24 protein-coding genes are annotated in these 22573 nt (G+C 65.2%); 6 read left to right on the top strand and 18 right to left on the bottom strand.

Annotated features, from left to right (window positions below; all coding sequences use genetic code 11):
• Positions 1-123: 123 nt before the first annotated feature.
• Positions 124-1113 carry an ABC transporter substrate-binding protein gene (locus ACT6QU_RS12200; protein WP_444564781.1) on the bottom strand — a complete coding sequence of 330 codons (990 nt, stop codon included), beginning with the start codon at positions 1111-1113 and terminating at the stop codon, positions 124-126.
• Positions 1114-1342: 229 nt separating this feature from the next.
• On the opposite strand from ACT6QU_RS12200, the gene ACT6QU_RS12195 reads away from it, so the two are divergent.
• From ACT6QU_RS12195 to ACT6QU_RS12185, 3 genes are all read left to right on the top strand, one after another.
• Positions 1343-2272, top strand: a complete 930-nt coding sequence (locus ACT6QU_RS12195) for an alpha/beta fold hydrolase (protein ID WP_444564717.1) — start codon at positions 1343-1345, stop codon at positions 2270-2272.
• Positions 2273-2344: 72 nt separating this feature from the next.
• Complete coding sequence (locus ACT6QU_RS12190) at positions 2345-3520, top strand: CaiB/BaiF CoA transferase family protein (protein WP_444564716.1); 1176 nt, start codon at positions 2345-2347, stop codon at positions 3518-3520.
• Complete coding sequence (locus ACT6QU_RS12185) at positions 3517-5166, top strand: thiamine pyrophosphate-binding protein (protein ID WP_444564715.1); 1650 nt, start codon at positions 3517-3519, stop codon at positions 5164-5166. The genes ACT6QU_RS12190 and ACT6QU_RS12185 overlap by 4 nt, the downstream gene beginning before the upstream one ends.
• 6 nt (positions 5167-5172) lie before the next feature.
• Here the strand turns inward: ACT6QU_RS12185 and paaE are convergent, their stop codons facing one another.
• From paaE to paaA, 5 genes are all read right to left on the bottom strand, one after another.
• Positions 5173-6252 (bottom strand): 1,2-phenylacetyl-CoA epoxidase subunit PaaE, encoded by a 1080-nt coding sequence (gene paaE, locus ACT6QU_RS12180; protein WP_444564714.1) that lies wholly within the window; start codon positions 6250-6252, stop codon positions 5173-5175.
• 7 nt (positions 6253-6259) lie between these two features.
• Positions 6260-6784 (bottom strand): 1,2-phenylacetyl-CoA epoxidase subunit PaaD, encoded by a 525-nt coding sequence (paaD, locus tag ACT6QU_RS12175; protein ID WP_444564713.1) that lies wholly within the window; start codon positions 6782-6784, stop codon positions 6260-6262.
• Positions 6785-6903: 119 nt separating this feature from the next.
• Complete coding sequence (gene paaC, locus ACT6QU_RS12170; RefSeq protein ID WP_444564712.1) at positions 6904-7659, bottom strand: 1,2-phenylacetyl-CoA epoxidase subunit PaaC; 756 nt, start codon at positions 7657-7659, stop codon at positions 6904-6906.
• On the bottom strand, positions 7659-7946 hold the full coding sequence (paaB, locus tag ACT6QU_RS12165; RefSeq protein ID WP_024588744.1) for a 1,2-phenylacetyl-CoA epoxidase subunit PaaB: 288 nt from the start codon (positions 7944-7946) through the stop codon (positions 7659-7661). The genes paaC and paaB overlap by 1 nt, the downstream gene beginning before the upstream one ends.
• Positions 7947-7951: 5 nt before the next feature.
• Positions 7952-8947 carry a 1,2-phenylacetyl-CoA epoxidase subunit PaaA gene (gene paaA / locus ACT6QU_RS12160; protein WP_444564711.1) on the bottom strand — a complete coding sequence of 332 codons (996 nt, stop codon included), beginning with the start codon at positions 8945-8947 and terminating at the stop codon, positions 7952-7954.
• Between the two features lie 97 nt (positions 8948-9044).
• Here paaA and ACT6QU_RS12155 point away from each other — a divergent pair, with 97 nt between their 5' ends.
• Positions 9045-9464, top strand: coding sequence for a PaaI family thioesterase (locus ACT6QU_RS12155; protein WP_444564710.1), 420 nt, complete (start codon positions 9045-9047; stop codon positions 9462-9464).
• On the opposite strand, the gene ACT6QU_RS12150 is transcribed toward ACT6QU_RS12155, so the two are convergent.
• The 7 genes from ACT6QU_RS12150 to paaI all read right to left on the bottom strand — a co-directional run bounded on the left by ACT6QU_RS12150 (position 9461) and on the right by paaI (position 15603).
• Entirely contained in the window at positions 9461-10639 is a 1179-nt protein-coding gene (locus ACT6QU_RS12150; protein WP_444836879.1) for a PqqD family peptide modification chaperone, read from the bottom strand. The two genes, ACT6QU_RS12155 and ACT6QU_RS12150, sit on opposite strands and share 4 nt — an antisense overlap.
• Before the next feature lie 43 nt (positions 10640-10682).
• On the bottom strand, positions 10683-10895 hold the full coding sequence (locus ACT6QU_RS12145; RefSeq protein WP_444564708.1) for a hypothetical protein: 213 nt from the start codon (positions 10893-10895) through the stop codon (positions 10683-10685).
• An 85-nt stretch (positions 10896-10980) separates the two neighbouring features.
• Positions 10981-12261 (bottom strand): S8 family serine peptidase, encoded by a 1281-nt coding sequence (locus ACT6QU_RS12140; protein WP_444564707.1) that lies wholly within the window; start codon positions 12259-12261, stop codon positions 10981-10983.
• Between the two features lie 58 nt (positions 12262-12319).
• Positions 12320-13222, bottom strand: a complete 903-nt coding sequence (locus ACT6QU_RS12135; RefSeq protein WP_444564706.1) for a PaaX family transcriptional regulator — start codon at positions 13220-13222, stop codon at positions 12320-12322.
• Between the two features lie 40 nt (positions 13223-13262).
• On the bottom strand, positions 13263-13856 hold the full coding sequence (locus ACT6QU_RS12130) for a TetR/AcrR family transcriptional regulator (protein WP_444564705.1): 594 nt from the start codon (positions 13854-13856) through the stop codon (positions 13263-13265).
• Complete coding sequence (gene paaK, locus ACT6QU_RS12125) at positions 13856-15166, bottom strand: phenylacetate--CoA ligase PaaK (protein ID WP_444564704.1); 1311 nt, start codon at positions 15164-15166, stop codon at positions 13856-13858. The genes ACT6QU_RS12130 and paaK overlap by 1 nt, the downstream gene beginning before the upstream one ends.
• The gene (gene paaI, locus ACT6QU_RS12120; protein ID WP_444564703.1) at positions 15163-15603 is read right to left on the bottom strand and encodes a hydroxyphenylacetyl-CoA thioesterase PaaI; all 441 of its coding nucleotides are present in this window, start codon (positions 15601-15603) and stop codon (positions 15163-15165) included. Before paaI ends, paaK begins: the two co-directional genes overlap by 4 nt.
• A gap of 104 nt (positions 15604-15707) precedes the next feature.
• On the opposite strand from paaI, the gene ACT6QU_RS12115 reads away from it, so the two are divergent.
• Both ACT6QU_RS12115 and paaZ read left to right on the top strand, forming a co-directional pair.
• Positions 15708-16976 carry a cytochrome P450 gene (locus tag ACT6QU_RS12115; RefSeq protein WP_444564702.1) on the top strand — a complete coding sequence of 423 codons (1269 nt, stop codon included), beginning with the start codon at positions 15708-15710 and terminating at the stop codon, positions 16974-16976.
• A 188-nt stretch (positions 16977-17164) separates the two neighbouring features.
• The gene (paaZ, locus tag ACT6QU_RS12110; RefSeq protein ID WP_444564614.1) at positions 17165-19192 is read left to right on the top strand and encodes a phenylacetic acid degradation bifunctional protein PaaZ; all 2028 of its coding nucleotides are present in this window, start codon (positions 17165-17167) and stop codon (positions 19190-19192) included.
• A gap of 4 nt (positions 19193-19196) precedes the next feature.
• Here the strand turns inward: paaZ and ACT6QU_RS12105 are convergent, their stop codons facing one another.
• From ACT6QU_RS12105 to relB, 5 genes are read right to left on the bottom strand one after another with little or no spacing between them, the layout of a single operon-like run.
• Positions 19197-20372 (bottom strand): Bcr/CflA family efflux MFS transporter, encoded by a 1176-nt coding sequence (locus ACT6QU_RS12105; protein WP_444564615.1) that lies wholly within the window; start codon positions 20370-20372, stop codon positions 19197-19199.
• Positions 20369-21436, bottom strand: coding sequence for a 3-carboxy-cis,cis-muconate cycloisomerase (locus ACT6QU_RS12100; RefSeq protein WP_444564616.1), 1068 nt, complete (start codon positions 21434-21436; stop codon positions 20369-20371). Before ACT6QU_RS12100 ends, ACT6QU_RS12105 begins: the two co-directional genes overlap by 4 nt.
• Before the next feature lie 8 nt (positions 21437-21444).
• Positions 21445-22059: a protocatechuate 3,4-dioxygenase subunit alpha gene (gene pcaG / locus ACT6QU_RS12095; RefSeq protein WP_444564617.1), complete on the bottom strand. Its 615-nt coding sequence runs from the start codon at positions 22057-22059 to the stop codon at positions 21445-21447.
• Between the two features lie 10 nt (positions 22060-22069).
• Positions 22070-22336 (bottom strand): type II toxin-antitoxin system RelE family toxin, encoded by a 267-nt coding sequence (locus ACT6QU_RS12090; protein WP_444564618.1) that lies wholly within the window; start codon positions 22334-22336, stop codon positions 22070-22072.
• Entirely contained in the window at positions 22320-22547 is a 228-nt protein-coding gene (relB, locus tag ACT6QU_RS12085) for a type II toxin-antitoxin system RelB family antitoxin (RefSeq protein WP_024588760.1), read from the bottom strand. Before relB ends, ACT6QU_RS12090 begins: the two co-directional genes overlap by 17 nt.
• Positions 22548-22573: the final 26 nt, after the last annotated feature.

Here is a 22573-nt window from a genome sequence, read left to right as displayed (position 1 = left end):
CTGCCGCCCATCTCCCCCGCGAGGGGGGAGGTCAATCTCGTCCTCGCCGCGCGTGATCTCCCCCCTCGCGGGGGAGATGTCCGGCAGGACAGAGGGGGGCGCCGTAGGGCGCAACGTTGGCTGCTACTGCAGCATCCGCTCTTCCTTCGCGGGCAGGAACGAGGCGTCGAAGACGGCTGCACCGTCCACATTGCCCTTCAGCCCCATCGAGACCTTCAGGTACTCGATCGACTGCGCGAGCTTTGCGTCGTCGACGCCGCCGAACCCGTTTTCCTGCACATAGGCCGTGTTGATGTTGAGCTCGTTCGCCATCTCGAGACGTTCGACTTCGATTTCCTTGGTCAGGATCTCGTTGCGCTTCATCACCGCATCGACGCCTGCTTCCGGATCGGCGACGGCATCGGCAAAGCCCTTGGCGAGCGCGCGTAGGAAGCCTTTCACGGCATCGGGGTTCTCGGCAGCGAAATCCGTGTTCACGAGGATCGAGTTGCCGTAGAGGTCGAGGCCGTTCTCGGCCATGAGGATCATCGAGATGTCCTCCTCGTCGACACCCTGCGCCTTGAGATTGAGCACCGAGGAGAAGGCGAAGCCGAAGATCCCGTCAACCTGGCCCTGCGCCAGCATCGGCTCGCGCACCGGGAAGCCGACGCTTTCGATCGTCACTTTGCTCTCGTCGATGCCGGCGGCCTCGACGAAGGCAGGCCACTGGGCGAATGCGCCGTCCGGCGGCGGCGCGCCGAGCTTCTTGCCTTCAACCGATTTCGGGTCTTCCGTGATGCCCTGGCTCTTGCGGCCGATGATCGAGAAGGGCGGGCGCTCGTAGACGACCATCACCGCCTTAACTTTCTGCGCCGGGTCCTCGTCGAGGAACTTGATCAGCGAATTGATGTCGCCGAACCCCATCTGGTAGGTGCCGGTCGCAACGCGCGGGATCGCCTCGACCGAGCCATTGCCCGAATCGATGGTCACGTTCAGGCCTTCGGCCTCGAAGTGCCCGTTGTCCTGCGCGAGGAAGAAGCCGGCCGCCGGACCCTCGAACTTCCAGTCGAGCGTGAAGTTGATGTCGGTGGTCTGCGCCGCGGCCGGCATCACGGCGGCAAAGCCGCCGAGCATCGTCGCTGCGGCGAGCGTGAACAAACGTCTTGTTATCATTGTCGGAACCCCTCTGGCGCCATTGTCTCTTATGGCTCCATAAAAGCGCCGGCCTACAACCTTGGCAAGCGCCTTTTGCCCAACACTTGATCAAAATTGTGCATTGCACATGGTCTGCGCATTAAGGCGAGGTGCTTCTCAGGACGATGCCACCTCGATAGCCTGTCACCTTCTTGCAGGAACCCATCGCATGGCCTTCACCGATATGATCACCCACCCTTCGCCGACCAGCGCGACATTGAACGTCCATTTCCGGCAGGCCGAGGGCGAGCCGCGCGGCGTCATCCAGGTCAATCACGGCATGGCCGAGCACGCGGCCCGCTACGCGCGTTTCGCGGACGCCATGGCTGCCCATAGCTTCCACACCTACGCACACGACCATCGCGGCCATGGGCAGACGACCGCCCCCGACGCGCCGCTCGGCCATTTCGGCACCGAACCCGCGCATGGCAAGGTTCTGGGAGACGTCGACGCCGTGCACGACCTCATCGCGCGCAACCATCCCGGCCTGCAGGTCATCCTCTTCGGTCACTCCATGGGCGGGCTGATCGCCTTGAACTATCTGATGGGCCATTCCTCACGCGTCGCCGCCGCCGCCATTTTCAACGCCAACTTTTCCGCCGGCGCTCTGGGCCGCGCGGCTCAGGCCATCCTCGCCTGGGAGCGGTTTCGCCTCGGCTCCGACGTGCCTTCGCACATCCTGCCAAAACTCACCTTCCAGACCTGGGGCAGGCAGGTGCCGGACGCCAAGACCGCCTTCGACTGGCTGTCGCGCGACGAGGCGGAGGTCGCGAAATACGTCGCCGACCCGCTCTGCGGCTTCGACGTTTCGGTCGCGACGTGGCGGACGGTCTTCGATTTCATCTTCCGCGGCGCCGACGATCGCAACTTCACGATCATCCCGCGCGACCTTCCGGTCCTGCTCGTCGGCGGACAAAGGGACCCGGCGACGGATGGCGGCAAGGCGATCGAAAAGCTCGCAGCACGGATGCAGGCGATGGGCTTTTCGAATCTGCGATCAAGGATTTACGCCGAGACCCGCCACGAATCCCTCAACGAGATGAATCGCGACATCATCACCGCCGACTTTGCCGAATGGGCACAGAGCGCCGTGGCCTGATCCAAGGCGGGTTCCGTGGCCCGGCCCGGTCTGCTAGGCAGGTAGGACACGAGGGAGCCCTGCTTTAAATTCATGTCTCAACCGCCGCTCAAGGGCGTTCGCGTCATCGAACTCGCCCGCATTCTCGCCGGACCCTGGGCCGGCCAGGTTCTTGCCGATCTCGGCGCCGACATCATCAAGATCGAGAACCCCGACGGCGGCGACGACACGCGCAAATGGGGGCCGCCCTTCGTCATGGGGCATGACGGCACCAATTTGTCGGCCGCATACTATCACTCGACCAATCGCGGCAAGCGATCCGTCGCCATCGATTTCTCGACGCCGGAAGGTGCCGAGCAGGTGCGAAAGCTGGTCGCGACCGCCGACGTGATGATCGAGAATTTCAAGGTGGGGGGCCTGAAGAAGTACGGCCTCGACTATGAGAGCCTGAAGGCGATCAACCCGCGCCTCGTCTACTGCTCAATCACCGGCTTCGGGCAGGATGGACCCTACGCGCCGCGCGCGGGCTACGACTTCATCATTCAGGGCGTGTCCGGCATGATGTCGATCACCGGCGAGCCGGGCCGTGAGCCGCAAAAGGCCGGCGTCGCCATCTCGGACATCTTCACCGGGCTCTATTCCGTCATCGCCATTCAGGCCGCGCTGCGCCACGCAGAGGCCACCGGCGAAGGCCAGCATATCGACATGGCGCTGTTCGACACGCAGGTCTCGGTGCTCGGCAACCAGAATTTGAACTATCTCGTCTCCGGCAATCCGCCGAAGCAGATGGGCAACGCCCACATGAACATCGCGCCTTATGAAGTGCTGCCCTGCAAGGACGGCCATTTCATCCTTGCCGCCGGCAATGACGGCCAGTTCCAGCGCTTCTGCAAGGTCGTCGGGCTCGACCATCTGGCGACCGATCCGGACTTCGCCACCAACCCCGCGCGTGTCGTCAATCGCGACCGGCTGCGCGCGACGATGATCGAGACGCTCGCGACGTGGACGCGCGCCGACCTCCTGCCGAAACTCGACGCGGCCGCAGTTCCGGCAAGCCCGATCAACAACATCGCCGAAAGCTTCGCCGACCCGCAGACCATCGCGCGCGGCATGCGCATGGACCTCGACGATGGCCACGGCAACAAGCTGCCCTCCGTGCGCGCGCCGATGCTGATGTCGGCGACGCCGCTGGAGTATGAACGACCCTCGCCGCGTCTTGGCGAGCATACGGACGAAGTGCTGAAGGAAATCGGGGAGAACGCGACATGAGAACCGGCGGACAATTGATCGTGGATGCACTCGAAGCGAACGGCGTCGAGCGCATCTACTCGGTTCCGGGCGAAAGCTACCTCGCCGTCCTCGACGCGTTGCACGATTCGAACATCGAGAACGTCGTCTGCCGTCAGGAAGGCGGCGCGGCGATGATGGCCGATTGCGAAGGCCGGCTGACCGGCAAGCCCGGCATCTGCTTCGTGACGCGCGGCCCCGGTGCCACGAACGCGTCGGCCGGAATCCATATCGCGCAGCAGGATTCCAACCCGATGATCCTGTTCGTCGGCCAGATCGCCCGCGGCATCAAGGAGCGCGAAGCGTTCCAGGAAGTCGACTACAAGGCGTTCTATGGCTCGATGGCCAAATGGGTCGTCGAGATCGACGACGCGGCCCGCATTCCCGAACTCGTCACCCGTGCTTTCGCCGTCGCGACCTCCGGCCGGCCGGGTCCGGTCGTCATCTCGCTGCCGGAAGACATGCTGAGGGACGAGGTAGAGGCGCCGAAGCCGCTACCCTATACGCCGGTCGAGACGCGTCCCGGCCAGCCCGAAATGGACCGCCTCGTCGAACTGCTCGAGGGCGCGGAACGTCCCTTTCTCGTCCTCGGCGGCACGCGCTGGACGGAAGAAGCGGTCAAGCAGATCTGCGCCGGCATCTCGAAATGGAAGCTGCCGGTCGGCTGCTCCTTCCGCCGCCAGACGCTCTGCGACCAGTTGCACGACTGCTATGCCGGCGACATCGGCATCGGCGCCAACCCGAAACTCGCCGGCTTCATCAAGGATGCCGATGTCGTGCTCTTGATCGGCTGCCGCTTCGGCGAAATGCCGTCGGCCGACTACACGTTGCTGAAGAGCCCCTACCCCGACCAGAAACTCGTCCATGTATTCCCAGACCCGGAAGAACTTGGCCGCGTCTTCCGGCCGGAACTGGCGATCAACGCGTCCAACACCGCGTTCGCCGACGCCTTTTCCCGCACCGGACCTTCTGCCACGCCCGCCTGGGCGAACCGCACGGAAGAACTCCACCAGAGCTATCTCGACTGGTCGACCCCGCCGACCGACGGCCCCGGCGCGGTCAAGATGGGTCCCGTCATGGCGTGGCTGGAAGAGAACCTGCCCGAGGACGTGATTGTCGCCAATGGCGCCGGCAATTTCGCCACCTGGATGCACCGCTTCCACCGCTATCGCCGCTTCAACGGCCAGGCCGCGCCCACGTCGGGCTCGATGGGCTACGGCGTGCCGGCGGGCGTCGCCGCCAAGGGTCTGTTTCCCGAACGCGAAGTGCTCGTCTGGGCCGGCGACGGCGATTTCCAGATGCACGGCCAGGAATTCGCGACCGCGATCCAGTATGACCGCCCGATCATCGTCGTCATCTTGAACAACGGCATCTACGGCACGATCCGCATGCACCAGGAACGCGACTATCCCGGCCGCGTCTCCGGCACGACGATGAAGAACCCCGACTTCGCCGCGCTCGCCCGCGCCTATGGCGGGCATGGCGAGATCGTGACGAAGACGGAAGAGTTCGGCCCAGCCTATGAGCGAGCACGCGCAAGCGGAACATCCGCGATCATCGAGGTCCGGCTCGATCCGGAAGCGATCACGCCGACCAGGACGCTGACGCAGATTCGCGAAGGAAAGTGACGCGGCTCAAGCCGCGTCGAAATCCAGCACCAGTTTCTTCGATGTCGGCCGCGTCTGGCAGGCGAGCGTGAAGCCGGCTTCGATTTCCCAGGGCTGCAGCGAATAGTTGACGGCCATCTCCGCCTCGCCTTCCACCACCCGGCAACGGCAGGTGCAGCACATGCCATTGGCGCAGGAATAGGGAAGTTCAAGCCCCTTGCGATGCGCCGCGTCGAGCACGGTCGCGTCCTGGTCGATCATGTCGAAGGACCGCCGCACGCCGTCGACGACGACCTCGATGGCAATGCCATCCTGTACGGCCTTTTCGGCCTCGGCCGAGCGCGGGCGCGGCTTCGGCGCGTCGCCGGAAGGCGTGAAGCGCTCGAAGCGGACCTTGTCGTCGTCGACGCCCAGCGCCGTCAGTTCCGCCGAGACGCTGTCGATCATCTCACCGGGGCCGCACAGGAAAATGCCGTCCGCAGCCAGCGGGTCGATCGCGCCGCGCGCCGCAAGTTCGCGGATACGCACGCCATCGATGCGGCCGTTCAGCAGTTCGACGTCCTGCGTCTCGCGCGAGAGGACATGGATCAAGCTGAAGCGGCGCATGTGCGCGTCCTTCAGATCCTCGAGTTCTTCGAGGAACATGATCTGGTCGGAGGCGCGGTTGCCGTAGATCAGCGTGACAGTGCTGTCCGGCTCGTGACCGAGCACGGTGCGTGCGATCGACAGCATCGGCGTGATGCCCGATCCGGCAGCGATCAGGATGTAGTCGTGCCGCTGCCCAACGAGCGAGGTGAACCGCCCTTCCGGCGGCATGACGCGAATGACGTCGCCGATGGACAGCGTCTCGTTGACGAAGGAGGAAAAACGCCCATCCGCGACGCGCTTGACGCCGACGCGCAGATGCGGATCGCCCGGCGCCGAGCAGATCGAATAGGACCGCCGCGCTTCCTTGCCGTCGATGTCGGTCGAGAGCGTCAGATATTGACCCGGCCTAAACTGGAAAATTTCGCGCAGATCATCCGGCACGCCGAAGGCGACGGCGACGGAATCAGGCGTCTGCCGCTCGATGCCGGAGACCTTCAGTTCGTGAAAACGCGGCGCCATCGGGACCTCAGATGCATTTGAAATAGTCGAAGGGTTCGCGGCACGCCGTGCAGCGATAAAGCGCCTTGCAGGCGGTCGAGCCGAATTCGGAGACACGCTCGGTCTCGGATGAGCCGCATTGCGGGCAGGCAACGACCGTCTCGCCGAAGAGCGAACGGATCGAGTTGGAGCCGTTGACCGGCGGCGCGATGCCGTAGACGCGCAGCTTTTCGCGGCCCTCCCCGGTGATCCAGTCCGTCGTCCAGGCCGGCGAGATGACGCGCTCGACGCGGACTTGGAAGCCGGCGTCGAGAAGTGCGGCTTCGACGGCCAGTTCGATGGCGAGGACGGCGGGGCAGCCGGAATAGGTGGGCGTGACCTTGGCGATCGCGACGCCGTCGATGATTTCGACGGAACGCAAGATGCCGAGATCGGCGACGGTGACACAGGGAACTTCCGGGTCGAGCACGGCGGCGGCGGCGGCGTAGGCGCGGCGCTGGTCATCCGGCGAAGGGTGGCTCTCTATGTTGCCCCCCTCTGGGCTGCCGCCCACCTCCCCCGCGAGGGGGGAGATTAGTCTCGTCGCCGACGCCGGGTGATCTCCCCCCTCGCGGGGGAGGTGGGCGGCAGCCCAGAGGGGGGCGCTGTCCCGCAGTTCTGGCCGGCTATAGTTCACCACACCGCCCCTGGAAACGTCCGCTGCATGTACTGCAGATCCGCCAGCAAGAACCCCATCGCCTCCCCATGCCGCCCGTCACGCCCGCCGCGCTGAGCAAACGGCGCGCTCGGCATGTCGAGAAACGCTTCGGAAAAAATCGTCGCCATCGTCCGGTCGAAGGATTGGCGCAAAACTGCCGGGTCTGGCGCGATGCCCGCTTCCACCATCGCCCGCGTCACCTCGTCGGCATCGAACAGCTCGTCGACATAGGGCGCGAGATCCTCGACGGCCTGCTTCATCCGGGCCGAGCTTTCCTCGGTGCCGTCGCCAAGCCGGATCACCCATTCCCCCGTATGGCGGATATGGTAGGCGACTTCCTTGACGGCCTTGGCGGCGATGCCGGCCAGCGTCTCGTCCTTCGACGCGGCCATGGCGCGCCACATCGGCTCCATGAAGGCGGCGAAATAGAGCTGGCGTAGCATGGTGTGCGCGAAGTCGCCGTTCGGCCGCTCGACCATCAGGCAGTTGGTGTATTCGCGCTCGCGCCGCAGATAGGCGAAATCGTCTTCCGTGCGACCCTTGCCCTCGAGCTCGGCGGCGTATTGGTAGAGAGCCCGCGCCTGGCCGATGAGGTCCAGCGCCATGTTGGGCATGGCGAGGTCTTCCTCCAGCATCGGCGCGTGGCCGCACCATTCCGAGAGGCGGTGGCCGAGGATCAGATGGTCGTCGGCGAGCCGCAAGACGAAGGCGAGAAGCGCGTCCGTTGCCATCACATATGCCCCACTTCGTCGGGGATCTTGTAGAAGGTCGGGTGGCGATAGACCTTGGAGGCCGCCGGCTCGAAATTTTCGTCCTTGTGCTCGGGGTCGGACGCGGTGATCGCCGCCGACGGCACGACCCAGATCGAGACGCCCTCGCCGCGCCGGGTATAGACGTCGCGCGCCGCGTTCAGCGCCATCACCTCGTCGGCCGCATGGACCGAGCCGCAATGCTTGTGCGACAGGCCGTTGCGCGGCCGGATGAAGACTTCCCAAAGCGGAATCTCGTTCTTCGCCATCTCTCTCACTCCGCTGCAATCTTCGCCGCCGCGCGGCGGGCCTTGCGTTTTTCGGCATGGGCGAGCGCGGCTTCGCGAACCCAAACCCCGTCTTCCCAGGCCTTCTTCCGCGCCGCGATGCGCTCCTTGTTCATCGGCCCGCCGCCCTTGACCACGCGCCAGAACTCGTCCCAGTCGATCGCGCCGAAATCGTAGTGCCCGCGCTCTTCGTTCCATTTCAGGTCCGGATCGGGCAGCGTCAGGCCGATGAATTCGGCCTGGGGCACGGTCGAATCGACGAATTGCTGGCGCAACTCGTCATTGGTGAAGCGCTTGATCTTCCAGGCCATCGACTGGTCGCCATGCTGGCTGTCGCCATCATGCGGGCCGAACATCATCAGCGACGGCCACCACCAGCGGTTCAGCGCGTCCTGCGCCAGTTCCTTCTGCTCGGGCGTGCCCTGCGCGAGCGTCATCATGATCTCGTAGCCCTGGCGCTGGTGGAAGCTTTCTTCCTTGCAAACGCGGATCATCGCGCGCGCATAGGGGCCGTAGGAGCAGCGACAAAGCGGGATCTGGTTCATGATCGCCGCGCCGTCGACCAGCCAGCCGATCGCGCCGATATCGGCCCAGGTCAGCGTCGGATAGTTGAAGATGGAAGAATATTTCGCCTTGCCCGAGATCAGTTCCTCGGTCATCTGCTCGCGCGAAACGCCTAGCGTCTCGGCAGCGGAATAGAGATAGAGGCCATGGCCGCCCTCGTCCTGCACCTTGGCGAGCAGCGCCGCCTTGCGCTTCAGCGACGGCGCGCGGGTGATCCAGTTGCCTTCCGGCAGCATGCCGACGATCTCCGAATGCGCGTGCTGGCCGATTTGGCGGATCAGCGTGCGGCGATAGCCTTCCGGCATCGGATCGTTGGGTTCGATCTTTTCCTCGGCATCGATGCGCGCCTGGAAGGCGGCGAGGAACGCTTCGTCCTCGGTCGTCTCGGTTTTCGCGCCGATCAGGCCCTGGCTGTACATGGCAAATCCTCCGTGATCGGATACGATCCGATTTCCGATATGTAACAAAAAATCGGCGTGACGACAAGTTTTCGTAACGCATTTCTCAGGAGAGGCCATGAAAGCGTTCGGCATCGAAGAAGCGGAGCATCTGATGCGCACGATGTTCGCGCCATGGGTCGGCGAGTTGAACCTGAAGGCCGTCGCCTTCGATGCGACGGGTGGCGACTTCGTGCTGCCGGCCAATCCTCGCCTCGTTCATGGCGGCGGCGTCGTATGCGGCCAGGCGACCGCTTCGGCTGCCGATACGGTTGCGGTGATGACCCTGTCCGCGCTGAACGGCAGGTTCCGCCTATGCACCACCGTCGACCTGACGACACACTTCATTCGGCCCCTACAGCCCGGCGACGTCGATATCCGCGTGGATGTGCTCTCGAACGGAAAACGCATGGCCTATGTCCGCATCGAGATGCGGGCGAGCGGCGACAGCCGCGTCGCGGTCAGCGCCACCGGCGCCTTCGCCTATATGGCGGACTAAGCGGCAGCTTCGATGAAGCCGGCCTGGTTCATCTCGGCGAACAGCGCGCGCGTGTCGCACGATATGCGCGCGGCCGGCTCGTCGGGAAATGCCTGGCACAAGATCGCTTCGGCTTCGCGCGCCGAGATCGGCTCTGCCAGCAGGTTCCAGATGCAGGTGCCGATCGCGTTGAGATGGTAGATGCCGGTGCCGTTCGCATCGGCCAGGAAAAGATCGCCCTCGACCTGACGAAGTTCGATGCCGGGTGCCTGCCGGAACGGACGGTCGGCATCAAAGCCATCCAGAACCGGGGCTTGTGGAGCCACCATGGAGACGTCCGTGCCCGCGGGAAGATCGTCCGTCGTAATCGGCCAGCGCCGGAACCGGTTCTCCAGAAGCGATACGGCATCCTCGAGATCGCTGTAGGTGAGCTTGAGGCAGGGCAGGCGCGCGACGAGCGCGTGCAGCCGCTCGAGTTGTCGCGCCGCCTTATCGTCGCCGGTAAAGTTCTGGCGGATCAGCGTCTGAAGGGTTTCGCTGCTGCCGGCGCGCGAAAAGCGCGCAGGCGTCTCTTCCCTGCGGTCGAGAAGTACGACGGCGCCGATTTCGCGCGACGTGCCGCGCGGAGCCAGAGCGCCGCAATCGGCATCGAGATAGAGATACCGACCGTCGGAAGCGGCGGTATTCTCAGTGACGAAGCGGTTGAACGCGGCGCTTGCAGCCGAGGGTAGCGGAAGACGCAGGCGCGGCGCTATGCCGAGCGCGACGCCCTGCCGATCGTCTTCGCTCAAGGGCAGAATGTCGTCGCCGAGCACGGTATGGCCCCCGGCGGCCAGCCGCGCGGTCAACGTACTCTTGCCGGCATGCGACTGGCTTGGAAAGACGACCAGCCTTCCGCCGAACTCGACAGCGCCGCAGTGCAGCCAAAGTCGCGCCGGCGCCTCCGCGATGACGGCGTCCGCGACATCGACGATCAGGCCGCAGACGGCCTCGACGGCGCTTGCCGCGACGGGTTCGCGACCCGGCGATTCCAGAACGTAGCGTCCATCGGCCGGAACGACGCGGCTGACCGGCACGCCGGACGCCACCTCGCTCACCGGCCAGTCGAAGGCAGCGGACCGCAGCGCATTTTGGAACTCTGCGGCCGCCGGAACTTCGACGATGACCCCGGTTTCTTCGAAGCGGATAAGCATCATGTCCCCGAAAGACGGGCCGGCATCGCACCGGCCCAGCTATGCGTCATCGGCTGAAGGACCGACGCGAGAAGCTGCGCCGCGAAAAACTGCGGCGGTCGCCGCGGATCGGACGTCGCGGACGCCCGCGGCCGCTGAAGCTCGAAGCTTTCGCCTCGCTGATCTGGAGCAGTGCCGGCGCCGCGTAGATCGCGCCGGCGGCAAGACCGAGCTTTGCCAGCATGGCCCGCCGTGAAACCTTGGTTTTCGTATCGGTCATGACGATTTCCTCTCGTATTTTCGTCCCTTTGACGAGAGGGTAACGGCACGCCTATCGATCTATTCCATAAAATATTCGTCAGAAACTAGCCGCCGGCGGGGATGAGCCGCGCCGCGCCTTCGGCATTGCAGATGGCGGGCGCCTGGACGAGGCCCCAGCCGAAGGTCGCGTCACGACCCGGCTCACCAAGATCCACCACGCCTTGGGCGAGCGCATCGATGAGGTCGGCCGAATTCGCGTCCGGCGACGATGCGCGTGCGGCTGCCAATGCGGCCGAAACGAAGGGCGCGGCATAGGAGGTGCCGGAGCGATAACGCCCGCCGCTGACGGAAGCGGCCGTCCAGAGCTGGACGCCGGGCGCTGCGAAATCGACATGGTCGCCGACATTGGCGCGGCGATAGACGCGGCTCTGGCTGTCGACCGCCGTCACCGCGACGACGCCCTCATAGGCGGCGGGGAAGAGCGGATCGGCGTTCGGCCCGGCATTGCCGGCCGCTGCTACGAGGATCATGTCCTTGGCGAGCGCCGCATCGACGATGGTCTTCAGAACCGCATTGTCCGGCCCGGTGAAGCTCAGATTGACGACGCTTATGTCGCGCGTGACCATCTCGTCGAGCGCGCGCACGACGTCGAACGTGTCGGCCGCGTCATTGCCGCTCGCATCCTTGTGGAACGCTTCCGCCGCGATGATCCGCGCGCCCGAAAGCAGTCCCGGCGTGCGCGTATCGGCCCGGCCCGCCATCAGGATGGCGACCGCCGTGCCGTGAACCGCACCGCCCGGCAGCCGGCCTTCCGCGATGACCGGAAAAGTCTCGACCGGCACGTCGGCCAGCGCCGCGTGGTCACCATTGACGGTGGTGTCGATCATGCCGATCACCGTGTCGGCCGGACAGCCATGGGCCGCGCTCTTCCAGCCGATCAGGTCGAAGGCGGCGCAGCTATCGTCTCCGCACGGCATCTCTTCGGGGCGGTAGATCGCGTTGATGTCGAAGATCGCGGCGGGCACGAGGCCGTTGATCTGCACCCGCGCCTCGTCGATCGTCAGGTTCGCCGGAACGACGAAGCGCGCGAGTTCGGAGACCGTGGCCGCGATGCTCGCGCGCGAAAGGAGTTCGTAGCCCTCCGCGCTGATCGCATCGATCGCGGCGGCATCGGGCGCGCTGACGACGATTTCTGGTCGCGGCGGAGGTGGCGGCGCGGCGCGCTGCACGGGTCTTGCCCGGCGTACAGGTGCGCTGAACGATACGGACGACGCACGGGCGGTGCCGAGCGACATCAGCACGGGCGCCGAATAGACCGCACCCGCTGCAAGGCCAAGCCGCATCAGCATCCGCCGCCGAGCCGGGTCGAATTCATTGTCAGACATATTCGCGCTCCCGATGTTCACGGCCCGCAAACGGATATAGCGCAGCTTTATTCCCTCGTCAGGACACGAGGTCTTGAGGCACCGGCGACGTCGCGAGCTCGGAAAAGCGCTGCGGAGCGTGCGGCGACGGCAGGCCGGCATGGTCGAGCCAGTCTTCGCTCGCCTCATGGAGCGCGCTATAGAGGTGCCGCACAAGGCTTCGCGCATCCTCGCCCGGCCAGTCGGCAGGCAGGAGATCGATCGGCAGGCCCGGATCGCGCAGCACGATGCGTCGCCAGTTGTGGATCAGGAGAATGCGCGCCGCCATCGCGTCGAGCCCGGAAAGCCGCGCCCCGGCCTGAAGCGCCGATTGCAGCGGCGTCAGCGTTGCGATCAGCGCGCGATACGCCTCCGCGATGTCGCGCGACGGCCAAAGCTCGTGAAACGCCTCGGGATGCTCGGCGCTTTCGCCATGGACGATCAGCGCACCGGCGAGCGCGTCATCGAGCCGGATCGCGCCTTCGGTCTCGGGCCGCAGGTAAACACCGCCATTGATCCGCACGAAGCCGAGACCGGTCGCGTCCGCGAGAATGTCGCTGTCGCCATTGGGCGGCGCGATCGCCACCGTCCAGGCCCCGGTCCAGGCCGGCGGGCCTTCGGAATAGATGCGCCGCGTCGCAAGGTCGAAGGCGTGGCGGCCCTCTTCCGCAAGGCGGTAGTTCGAATTGCGCCCTTCCCGTTCGCGAATGACCCAATGGTCGGAGGCAAGGCGCGACATCGCCGTGCGCAGCGCCCCGGCCTCGATCCTGAGGCGGCCCATCACGTCCTGCAGGACGCCCAGCGGCACCTGCCCGCCGCGCGGCACGACCGCGTCGCCGAACATGGTGATGACGAGCGACCAGACGCGAATGCGCCCCTTGGCATGAAGCCGGTCGATCAGGCCGTCGAGCGCCTTTTGCGCGGGATTGTGATGCAGGGCCATTTTTCCGAATTCGCACGGCAAGGCGCCGTCCGCAAGGACTTCAGAGCGACTTCACGCCGCCGACGAGAATTTGCGTGGCAAGCCGCGCATAGTCCGCTCGACTGACCGGTCCGCCCTCGCGGAACCACATATAGAACCAGTTCAGCATGCCGAAGAGGCTCATCGTCACCGGCTTGATCAGCTTCTTGTCGGCGAAGACCGTCGGATGAAGCGCACGGATCGCCTCGGCGAAGAGCGCGACGAGTTCGCGCTCGAGCGCCTTCAGCTTCTCCTGGTCCTCTGGCGGCAAAAGCCTCAGCCCGGCGATCTGCACCTTGTGCTCGGCATCGGCGTCGCGATAGGCCTCCAAAAGTGCAGCGACCAGCGCCTCCAGCCGCTCCTCGGGCGCAAGGCCGGCATCGTCAGCCTCGCCGACGGCGGCGACAAGATCCTGCAGATGGCTCTCGATGATGTCGAAGAGCAGCGCCTCCTTGGAGGCGTAGTAGTGGTAAAGCAACGCCTTCGACACCCCGCATTCGGTGGCGAGTTGCGCCATCGACGCGCGGTCGTAGCCGTCGCGCGCAAACACGATCGCCGCCCGGTGCAGCATCGCCTCGCGCTTGTCGTCGTAATCCTTGGCGCGGGTGCGGGCCATCAGCTCTTCGGCCGGTTGTCGACGATACGCAGCGCCTTGCCCTGGCTGCGCGCGATCGTCTCCGGCGCGCCGACATCGATGCGAACCGTCACGCCGACGATGTCCTTGATGAGGTCGCACAGGCGCGAGGCGCTGGCCTTGCGCGCCTCGTCCGAGGCTTCCCCAGCCGTCGCCTCGACATGGACGACCATCTCGTCCATCCGCCCTTCGCGCGTCAGCTCGACCTGGAAATGCGGGCTGAGACCCGGCACCTTCAGGATCTGCTCCTCGATCTGCGTCGGAAACACGTTGACGCCGCGCAGGATCATCATGTCGTCGGAGCGGCCGGTAATCTTCTCCATCCGCCGCATCGAGCGCGCCGTGCCTGGCAAAAGACGCGTCAGGTCGCGCGTGCGGTAGCGGATGATCGGAAAGGCTTCCTTGGTCAGCGAGGTGAAGACCAGTTCGCCCTTTTCGCCGTCGGCGACCGGCTGTCCGGTCTCGGGGTTGATGATCTCGGGATAGAAATGGTCCTCCCAGATGTGCAGCCCGTCCTTGGTTTCCACGCACTCGTTGGCGACGCCCGGCCCCATCACCTCCGACAGGCCGTAGATGTCGACCGCGTGCATGTCGAACGCCTCCTCGATCTCCGAGCGCATCGCGTTCGTCCACGGCTCGGCGCCGAAGATGCCGACCTGCAACGGGCTCTCGCGCGGGTCGAGCCCCTGCGCACGGTATTCGTCGAGGATCGAGAGCATGTAGGACGGCGTGACCATGATCGTCGAGGCACGAAAGTCCTCGATCAGCGTCACCTGCCGCGCGGTCATGCCGCCGGACACCGGAACCACCGTGCAGCCGAGCCGCTCGGCGCCGTAATGCGCGCCGAGCCCGCCGGTGAAGAGCCCGTAGCCATAGGCGATGTGGACGATGTCGCCCGGACGCGTGCCCGACGCCCGCATCGACCGCGCGACGCACTCGGCCCAGACCTCGATGTCGTTCTTCGTATAGCCGACAACCGTCGGCTTGCCGGTCGTGCCCGACGAAGCGTGGATGCGCGCCACCTTCTCGCGCGGCACGGCGAACATGCCGAACGGGTAGTTCGCGCGCAGATCGGACTTCACCGTGAAGGGAAAGCGCGCGAGGTCCGAAAGGTCGTTCAGATCATACGGATGCACGCCGGCGGCATCGAAACTCGCCTTGTAGAACGGCACATTGTCATAGGCGTGCTTCAACGACCATTTCAGCCGATTGAGCTGCAAGGCGCCAATCTCGTCGCGCGAGGCGATCTCGATCGGGTCGAGATCCTCGCGGCGTGGCGTCAAATCCTTCATTGTCCGTCCTCCTCGAAATGCCGGCCTTCGATGGCACGCGAGGCGCCGCGGAACTCGGCGATCACCTTCCCCGCCTCGTCGGTCACGCGAACGTCGTAAAGGCCGCTGCGCCCCGACCGCGTCACCTCGCTCGCCTCAGCCGTTAGCCGCGCGCCGAGCTTGCCTGGCCGCAGGAAGCTGATCGTATTGTGCTGCGCGACGACGAGCTGGTTGTAGGAATTGCAGGCGAAGGCAAAGGCGCTGTCGGCCAGCGTGAAGATGTAGCCGCCATGGCAGATGTCATGGCCGTTGGTGTGGTGCTTCTCGACCGTGAAGGAGGTCGTCGCCGTCCCCGGCCCCACCGCATCGAGGCTCATGCCGAGCCATTTCGAGGCGTCGTCGCGCGCCCACATCGCCTCCGCGCTCTTCTGCGCGATTTCCTCAGCGCTCAGTGTCATCGTTCCTCCCGGCCTCTCCCGCAGCCTGGACGAAAGCTTGCATAGACCGGCCGGACGGTCAATAATACATCTGTCGATGCGGGAGGCGTCGCGAGGAGGATCGAATGACGGACGACAATTCGCAAGCGCTTGCGCGCGAATCTGACCAAGCGCTCGCGCGCGAATCTGACCAAGCGCTCGCGCGCGATTTCGAAATCGGCGCGGTGACGAAGGCCTTCGCCGAAGACCCCTTCCCCACCTATCGCGCGCTTCTGGAGCACGCGCCCGTCAAGCGCTTCGCAGATGGCTCAGTGATGCTCTCGCGCTATGCCGATCTCGACCGTGTCTACCGCGACACGAAGGCGTTCTCGTCGGACAAGAAGGTCGAGTTCCTGCCGAAATTCGGCGATACGCCGCTTTACGAGCATCATACGACGAGCCTCGTCTTCAATGACCCGCCGCTGCACACGCGCGTGCGCAAGATCATGATGGGCGCGCTGACGCCGCGCGCCATCGCCGCGATGGAGCCGGGCCTGATCGCGCTCGTCGACGGACTGCTCGACAAGATGGCGGACAAGGGATCGGTCGACCTGGTCGAGGATTTCGCCTCGGCCATTCCCGTCGAGGTGATCGGCAATCTTTTCGTCATGCCGCACGACGAGCGTGGCCCGCTGCGCGACTGGTCGCTCGCGATCCTCGGCGCGCTCGAGCCGACGCTGACGCAGGACCAGAAGGACTGGGGCAACCGCTCCGTTACCGAGTTCAAAGCCTATCTCGCCGACCTCGCCGCCCGCCGCCGCGCCAACCCCGGCGACCCGGCAACCGACGTTCTGACACGGCTGATCGCAGGAAACGAAGGCGAGCAGCTGTCCGATACGGAGCTCCTTCAGAATTGCATCTTCATCCTCAATGCCGGCCACGAAACGACGACGAATCTGATCGGCAACGCTCTCTTCGAACTCCTTGAATGGCCTCAGGAAAAGGCACGTCTCGATGCCGACCCATCGATGATCGACACCGCCATCGACGAGTTCCTGCGCTTCCAGTCGCCCAACCAGCTCGGCAATCGCGCGGCGGTCGAGGACGTCACCTTCGACGGCGAAGCGATCGCTGCCGGCACACGCATTCACCTCTGCATCGGCGCCGCCAACCGCGACCCGCGCCAATATGACCGACCCGACACGCTCGACCTCGCCCGCAAACCCAACCGCCACCTCGCCTTCGCCCAAGGCCCGCATCTGTGCGCCGGCTTCTCGCTCGCCCGCATGGAAGGGCGAATTGCCATCTCGCGCTTCTTCAAGCGGTTTCCGGAGTATCGACTGGATGGCGAGGCCAGGCGAACGGGACGTGTCAGGTTCCGCGGCTTCTCGACGCTGCCGGCGCGGGTGATGTGAATGCCGGTGTTTGAAATTTCAGCGCTCTACGTTGCCCCCCTCTGTCCTGCCGGACATCTCCCCCGCATGGGGGGAGATCATGCTCGCCATCGACACAGAGTGATCTCCCCCCTCGCGGGGGAGATGTCCGGCAGGACAGAGGGGGGCGCGACAGATCGCGATGGTCTCAAGAATATGGAGTCTCTCCCATGACCCTCTCCCTCCAATCCTTCGCCGCCGGCCGGTGGATCGCCCCCTCCGGCAAGATCGCGCACTTGAAAAGCGCCGTCACCGGCGAGACGATCGCCCAACTCGGCTCCGGCAATCTCGACTTCGCCGCCATGGCCCACCACGCCCGCACAATCGGCGGACCCGCCTTGCGCGCCCTCACCTTCCACCAGCGCGCCCACCTCCTGAAAGCCGTCGCGCAATATCTCAACGAGCGCCGCGACGCGCTTTACGAACTCTCCTACGACACCGGCGCGACGAAATCGGACTCGATGATCGACATCGACGGCGGTATCGCGACGATGTTCGTCTACGCCTCGAAAGGCCGGCGCGAACTCCCGGACGACACGATCTATATCGACGGCAATCTGGAACAGCTTTCGCGCGGCGATAATTTCGTCGGCCAGCACGTCGCGACCTCGCTGCAGGGCGTGGCACTGCACATCAACGCCTTCAACTTTCCCGTCTGGGGGATGTTGGAAAAGTTGGCACCGACGCTGCTCGCCGGCGTACCCGCCATCGTCAAGCCCGCCTCGTCCACGGCATGGCTCGCCGAGGCCGCCTTCCGCATGATCGTGGAGTCCGGCATCCTGCCGGACGGCGCGGTGCAGTTCATCGCCGGCTCGACGGGCGACCTGATCGACCGGCTGACCTGCCAGGACGTCGTCTCCTTCACCGGTTCGGCCGCCACGGCCTCAATGCTGCGCGCCAATCCGAACCTGATGAAGAACTCCGTCCGCTTCGTCGCGGAGCAGGATTCGCTCAACGCCTCCATCCTCGGCCCGGACGCTGCGCCCGGCACGCCCGAATTCGACGCCTTCATCAAGGAAGCTCACCGCGAGATGACGGCCAAGGCGGGCCAGAAATGCACCGCCATCCGCCGCATCATCGTGCCCGACAACCGGCGAGCGGCCGTCATCGACGCGCTGTCCGAACGGCTCGCCAAGACGACCATCGGCAACCCGCGCGATGAGGCCACGCGCATGGGCGCGCTCGCCAGCCTCGCCCAGCGCGACGACGTACGCGAAAAAGCCGGCATGTTGGCGAAGGATGCGCGGCTCGTCTTCGGCGCGCTCGACCATGTCGAGGTCGCCAATGCGGACGCGAAGGCCGGCGCGTTCCTGTCGCCATTGCTCTTCGAGTGCGCCGATCCGGATGGCGCGAAAACCGTCCACGAAGTCGAAGCCTTCGGCCCCGTCTCGACCGTCATGGGCTACCGCGACCTAGCCCACGCGCTCGCCATCGCCAATCGCGGCGCTGGCTCGCTCGTGGCCTCCGTCTTCACCAATGACGGCGTCGTCGCGCGCAAGGTCGTCGAGACCGCGGGCGCATTCCATGGCCGGCTCTATTTCGCCAATCGCGACACCGGCAAGGAGGCGACCGGCCACGGCTCGCCCTTGCCTCACATGGTCCATGGCGGGCCCGGCCGCGCCGGCGGCGGCGAGGAAATGGGCGGCATTCGCGGCGTCATGCACTACATGCAGCGCACTGCGATCCAGGCGAACCCGGACCTGATGACCGCCATCACGAAGAACTGGACCGCCGGCTCGAAGACCATCGAGAAGGACACGCATCCTTTCCGCATGTCATTCGGCAACCTCGACATCGGCCACACGATCTGGACCGACCCGCGCACCGTCTCGCTTGCCGACATCGAGCACTTCGCCGAATTCACCGGCGACACTTTCTACGCCCATATGGACGAGGAAGCGGCCAAGGCGAACCCCTTCTTCCCCGGCCGCGTCGCCCACGGTTATCTGATCCTCAGCTTCGCCGCCGGCCTCTTCGTCGAGCCAGCGCCGGGACCGGTCCTCGCCAATTACGGCCTCGACAATCTGCGCTTCATGAAGCCGGTCTCGCCCGGCGACAGCCTCAAGGTACGCCTCACGGCCAAGCAGAAGGCCCGCCGCAACGATGAATATGGCGAAGTGCGCTGGGATGTCGGTGTCTACAACCAGGACGGCGACCAGGTCGCGGCGTACGAACTCCTGACCATGAACGCGATGTGAGCGCTCAGGCGGCGCCCCGGCGGTGCCAGTCGTACACCATGATCGCCGAGGTGCCGCAGATTGCCAAGAGCGCTAGGCCAAAGGCGACGAGGCTGTCGCCGACAAGTACCACGGTGACCAGTGTGATGGCCGCGCCGCCGATCTGGCTGACGAAGCCGTACAGCGAGGCAGCGAAACCGGCAATATCGCCATGCGGGTCGAGGACCATCGCAGCGCCATTTGAGAAAACGACGAGATAGCTCGTCGCGAAAAGGATCATGATCGCCGTCAGAACAGGTGCCGAGGCGAACCCGGCAATCGTCACGGCCAGGACGAGCAGGGCAGCGACGATCAGCACCGTGTTGGCAAGCAGCATCGCCCGCACCATGCCAAGCACCGGAATGATCCGGCGGTTGAGAACCTGCCCGATGACGATGCCGACGCCGTGGAGCGCGAAGAACATCGCAAAGGCTGGGCCCGTAACCGCGAAATTGGCCTCGTAGAGGCGTGGCAGCGCGGAGAGAATCATCAGCATGGACGACATGATGACCGACGAGATGATCAGGAATCGCCGCGACTGGGGATGGCGGAAAAGCCGTCTGAGCCGCTGCGCGAGGACGGCGGGGCGCGTCGCTTCGGGCACCTTCTGATCGATCGTCTCCGGCATCCGCCAGAGCGCCACGATCAGGCCGATGCCGAAGACGGCGAGAAATCCATAGATGGCCCGCCAGCCGAACGGCGTCGCGATCGCCGCACCGACGAGCGGCGCGAGAATGGGTCCGACGGCAAATATCGCACTGGCAAGCGCAAGATTGCGGCCGAGTTCCTGTCCGGAAAAGAGATCGCGCAGGATCGTTCGCGCAAGCACGATCGCCGCTGCCGCGCCGAGTCCCTGAAGGGCGCGGGCAGCGAGCAGCAGTTCGATCGTCGGCGCAAGCGCGCCGAGGAGGCAGCCCGCCAGATAGACAGCAAGACCGCAGGCCAGCGTGACGCGCCTGCCGTACCGATCCGACGCGGGCCCCCATACGAGCTGCGCGACACCGGCCGCAAGCATGTAGACCGCGATGGTCCACTGGACGAGCGCATAGCGCGTGTCGAGTTCTGCGACGATGTCGGGAAAGGACGGCAGCGTGATGTCGACCGTGAAGGACGAAATCGACATCAGCACGCCGCAATAGACGACGATCGCGCGAGGCGTCACGTGGCGCCTTGAGTCCGGAACCCAAGCCCATCCAGAAGCACCCTCGCCGCCCGCAACGATGCTCCGGCCGCCACCGCCATCTGCGGCAGCAGCATCCATTCGAGCGTCCAGGCCGCGCCCGAGCGTTCGTTTTCGTGGACCATGGATTGGTGCATGCCGGCCAGCAGCGTCGCGTTGAACCGCGCGAGGGTGACCAGCACCTCCGCGCCGACGGGATTCTGCTTGTGTGGCATCGCCGACGACGCGCCGCCGCCGGCCAGCTTCACCTCGCCGACCTCATTCTGCGCCATCAGCGCGATATCCTGGCCCATCTTCCCCAGGCTGCCGGTCACGAGCGACAGCCAGTTGGCAAGCGCCGCCTGTCCATCGCGCTCCGAGTGACGCGGATTGTCGATGTCGCGAAGGCCGAGCGCGTCAGCCAGCCGCGCGCGCACAGCCGGTCCCTTCTCGCCAAGCTTTTCCAGCGTTCCGGCCGCGCCGCCGAAAGTGAGCACCAGCACGTCATGGCGCACCGCTTCGAGCCGTTCGATGTGGCGTTCGAGCGGCAGCCGCCAGCTCGCGATCTTGCGCGCCGCCGTGACGGGGATCGCGGCCTGCATCCGCGTATGCGCCATCACCTCGAACCCGCCTTGAGCGGTTTCGAGGTTTTGCAGCGCCGCGACGACACCGCGCAGCCGATCTTCCAGAACCGCCAGCACGTCGCTCAGGCGCAGCACAAGGCTCGTATCGATCGCATCCTGGCTGGTCGCGCCAAAATGAACCTTATCACCATGCGGTGTGCCCACGGCCTGACGCATCGCTTTGACCAGAGCCGGGATCACCACGCCATCCCGCGCAACACCGTCACGCAGGACGGCGAGATCGGGCTGGAAATTGGCGAGACCGCGCGCAACGCCGTCAGCGGCCTCCGCGCCGATCACCCCCTCATTCGCCTCCGCCCGCGCAAGCGCGATTTCGAACTGCACCATCGCAGCGATGTCGGCTTCGGCGTTGAAATGCGCGGAAATGTCCGCATCGCCCAGAAGACCGGAGAGAAACGGGTGATCGAAGGGCAAAGCGGACAAGGCAGGCCTCAGATGTCGAAGAAGATCGTTTCCTTCTCCCCCTGGAGATGGATGTCGAACCTGTAGGTCGAACCCTCGCGCGGCGCAATCAGCGTCGCGACGCGCACGCGGTGCTCGACGCGCGCGAGCACCGGATCTTCCCCGTTGGCCTTCTCCTCGTCGCCGAAATACATGCGCGTGTGGAGGCCGATATTGATGCCGCGCGCGACCACCCAGAACGTGATGTGCGGCGCCTGCTTGCGTCCGTCCTTGAAGGGAACGCGGCCCGGCTTGATTGTCTCGAACCGGAATTCGCCAGTGTCCATATTGGTCGGGCAGCGACCCCAGCCGATGAAATTCGCGTCGGCCGAGCCGCGCATCTCGGACGGCGAATTGTGCAGCCCGTCCGCATCCGCCTGCCAGATTTCGATCAGCGCATCCCTCAAGGGCGTTCCCGTACCGTCGAGCACGCGCCCGACGATCGTGATGCGCTCGCCCTTGGTCTTGTCGTTGACCATCGACGTGCCGAGGTCTTCCGAATAGACGCCGCCGATTTCGGCGAAGTTCGGCGTCAGGCCGATATGCACGTAAGGCCCCGCCGTCTGCGACGCGCTTTCCTTGAGCTGGTTCAGTGGCTGGACCATGATGTTCCTCCTAGCGGTAAATTTCCCGGCGATGGCCGATCTCGATGACGACAACGATCAAGCGATCGTCCTGAAATTCGCAGATGAGACGATAGTTGCCGACGCGGTAGCTCCAACGCTCGTGAAGGACGCCTTGCAGTGGCTTGCCGAGGTGACGCGGATCGTCGAGCACGCTCAGCCGGTGATCGATGAACTTCGCGATCCGGCGTGCCGCCTCGCGGTCGAGCTTCCGCAGGGATTTTTCAGCGGAAGTCGAGAATTCAATCGTCCAGGCCAAGGTCGCGCCTTACGTCGGCCCATGGCCGCGTCGTCTCCTCGCCGCGCCGAATACGTTCGGATATCTCCGCTGCGCGGTAGTAATCCTCCAGGTCGTCGATCCCGTCCTCGATCATCTGCCTCAGATAAAACGCCTTCGTCCGGCCCGTTCGGGCGGCAAGCGCGTCGAGACGCGCCTCGATTTCAGGTTCAAGTCGAACGGAAGTCGGCACGGTCGCCTCCTATTGAATACGCGTAG

The sequence above is a fragment of the Aliihoeflea sp. genome, from assembly GCF_052435475.1.
Lineage (GTDB): Bacteria > Pseudomonadota > Alphaproteobacteria > Rhizobiales > Rhizobiaceae > Aliihoeflea.
Note: the sequence above shows the minus strand (reverse complement) of the source record. Positions and strands in the feature narration are given on the sequence as shown.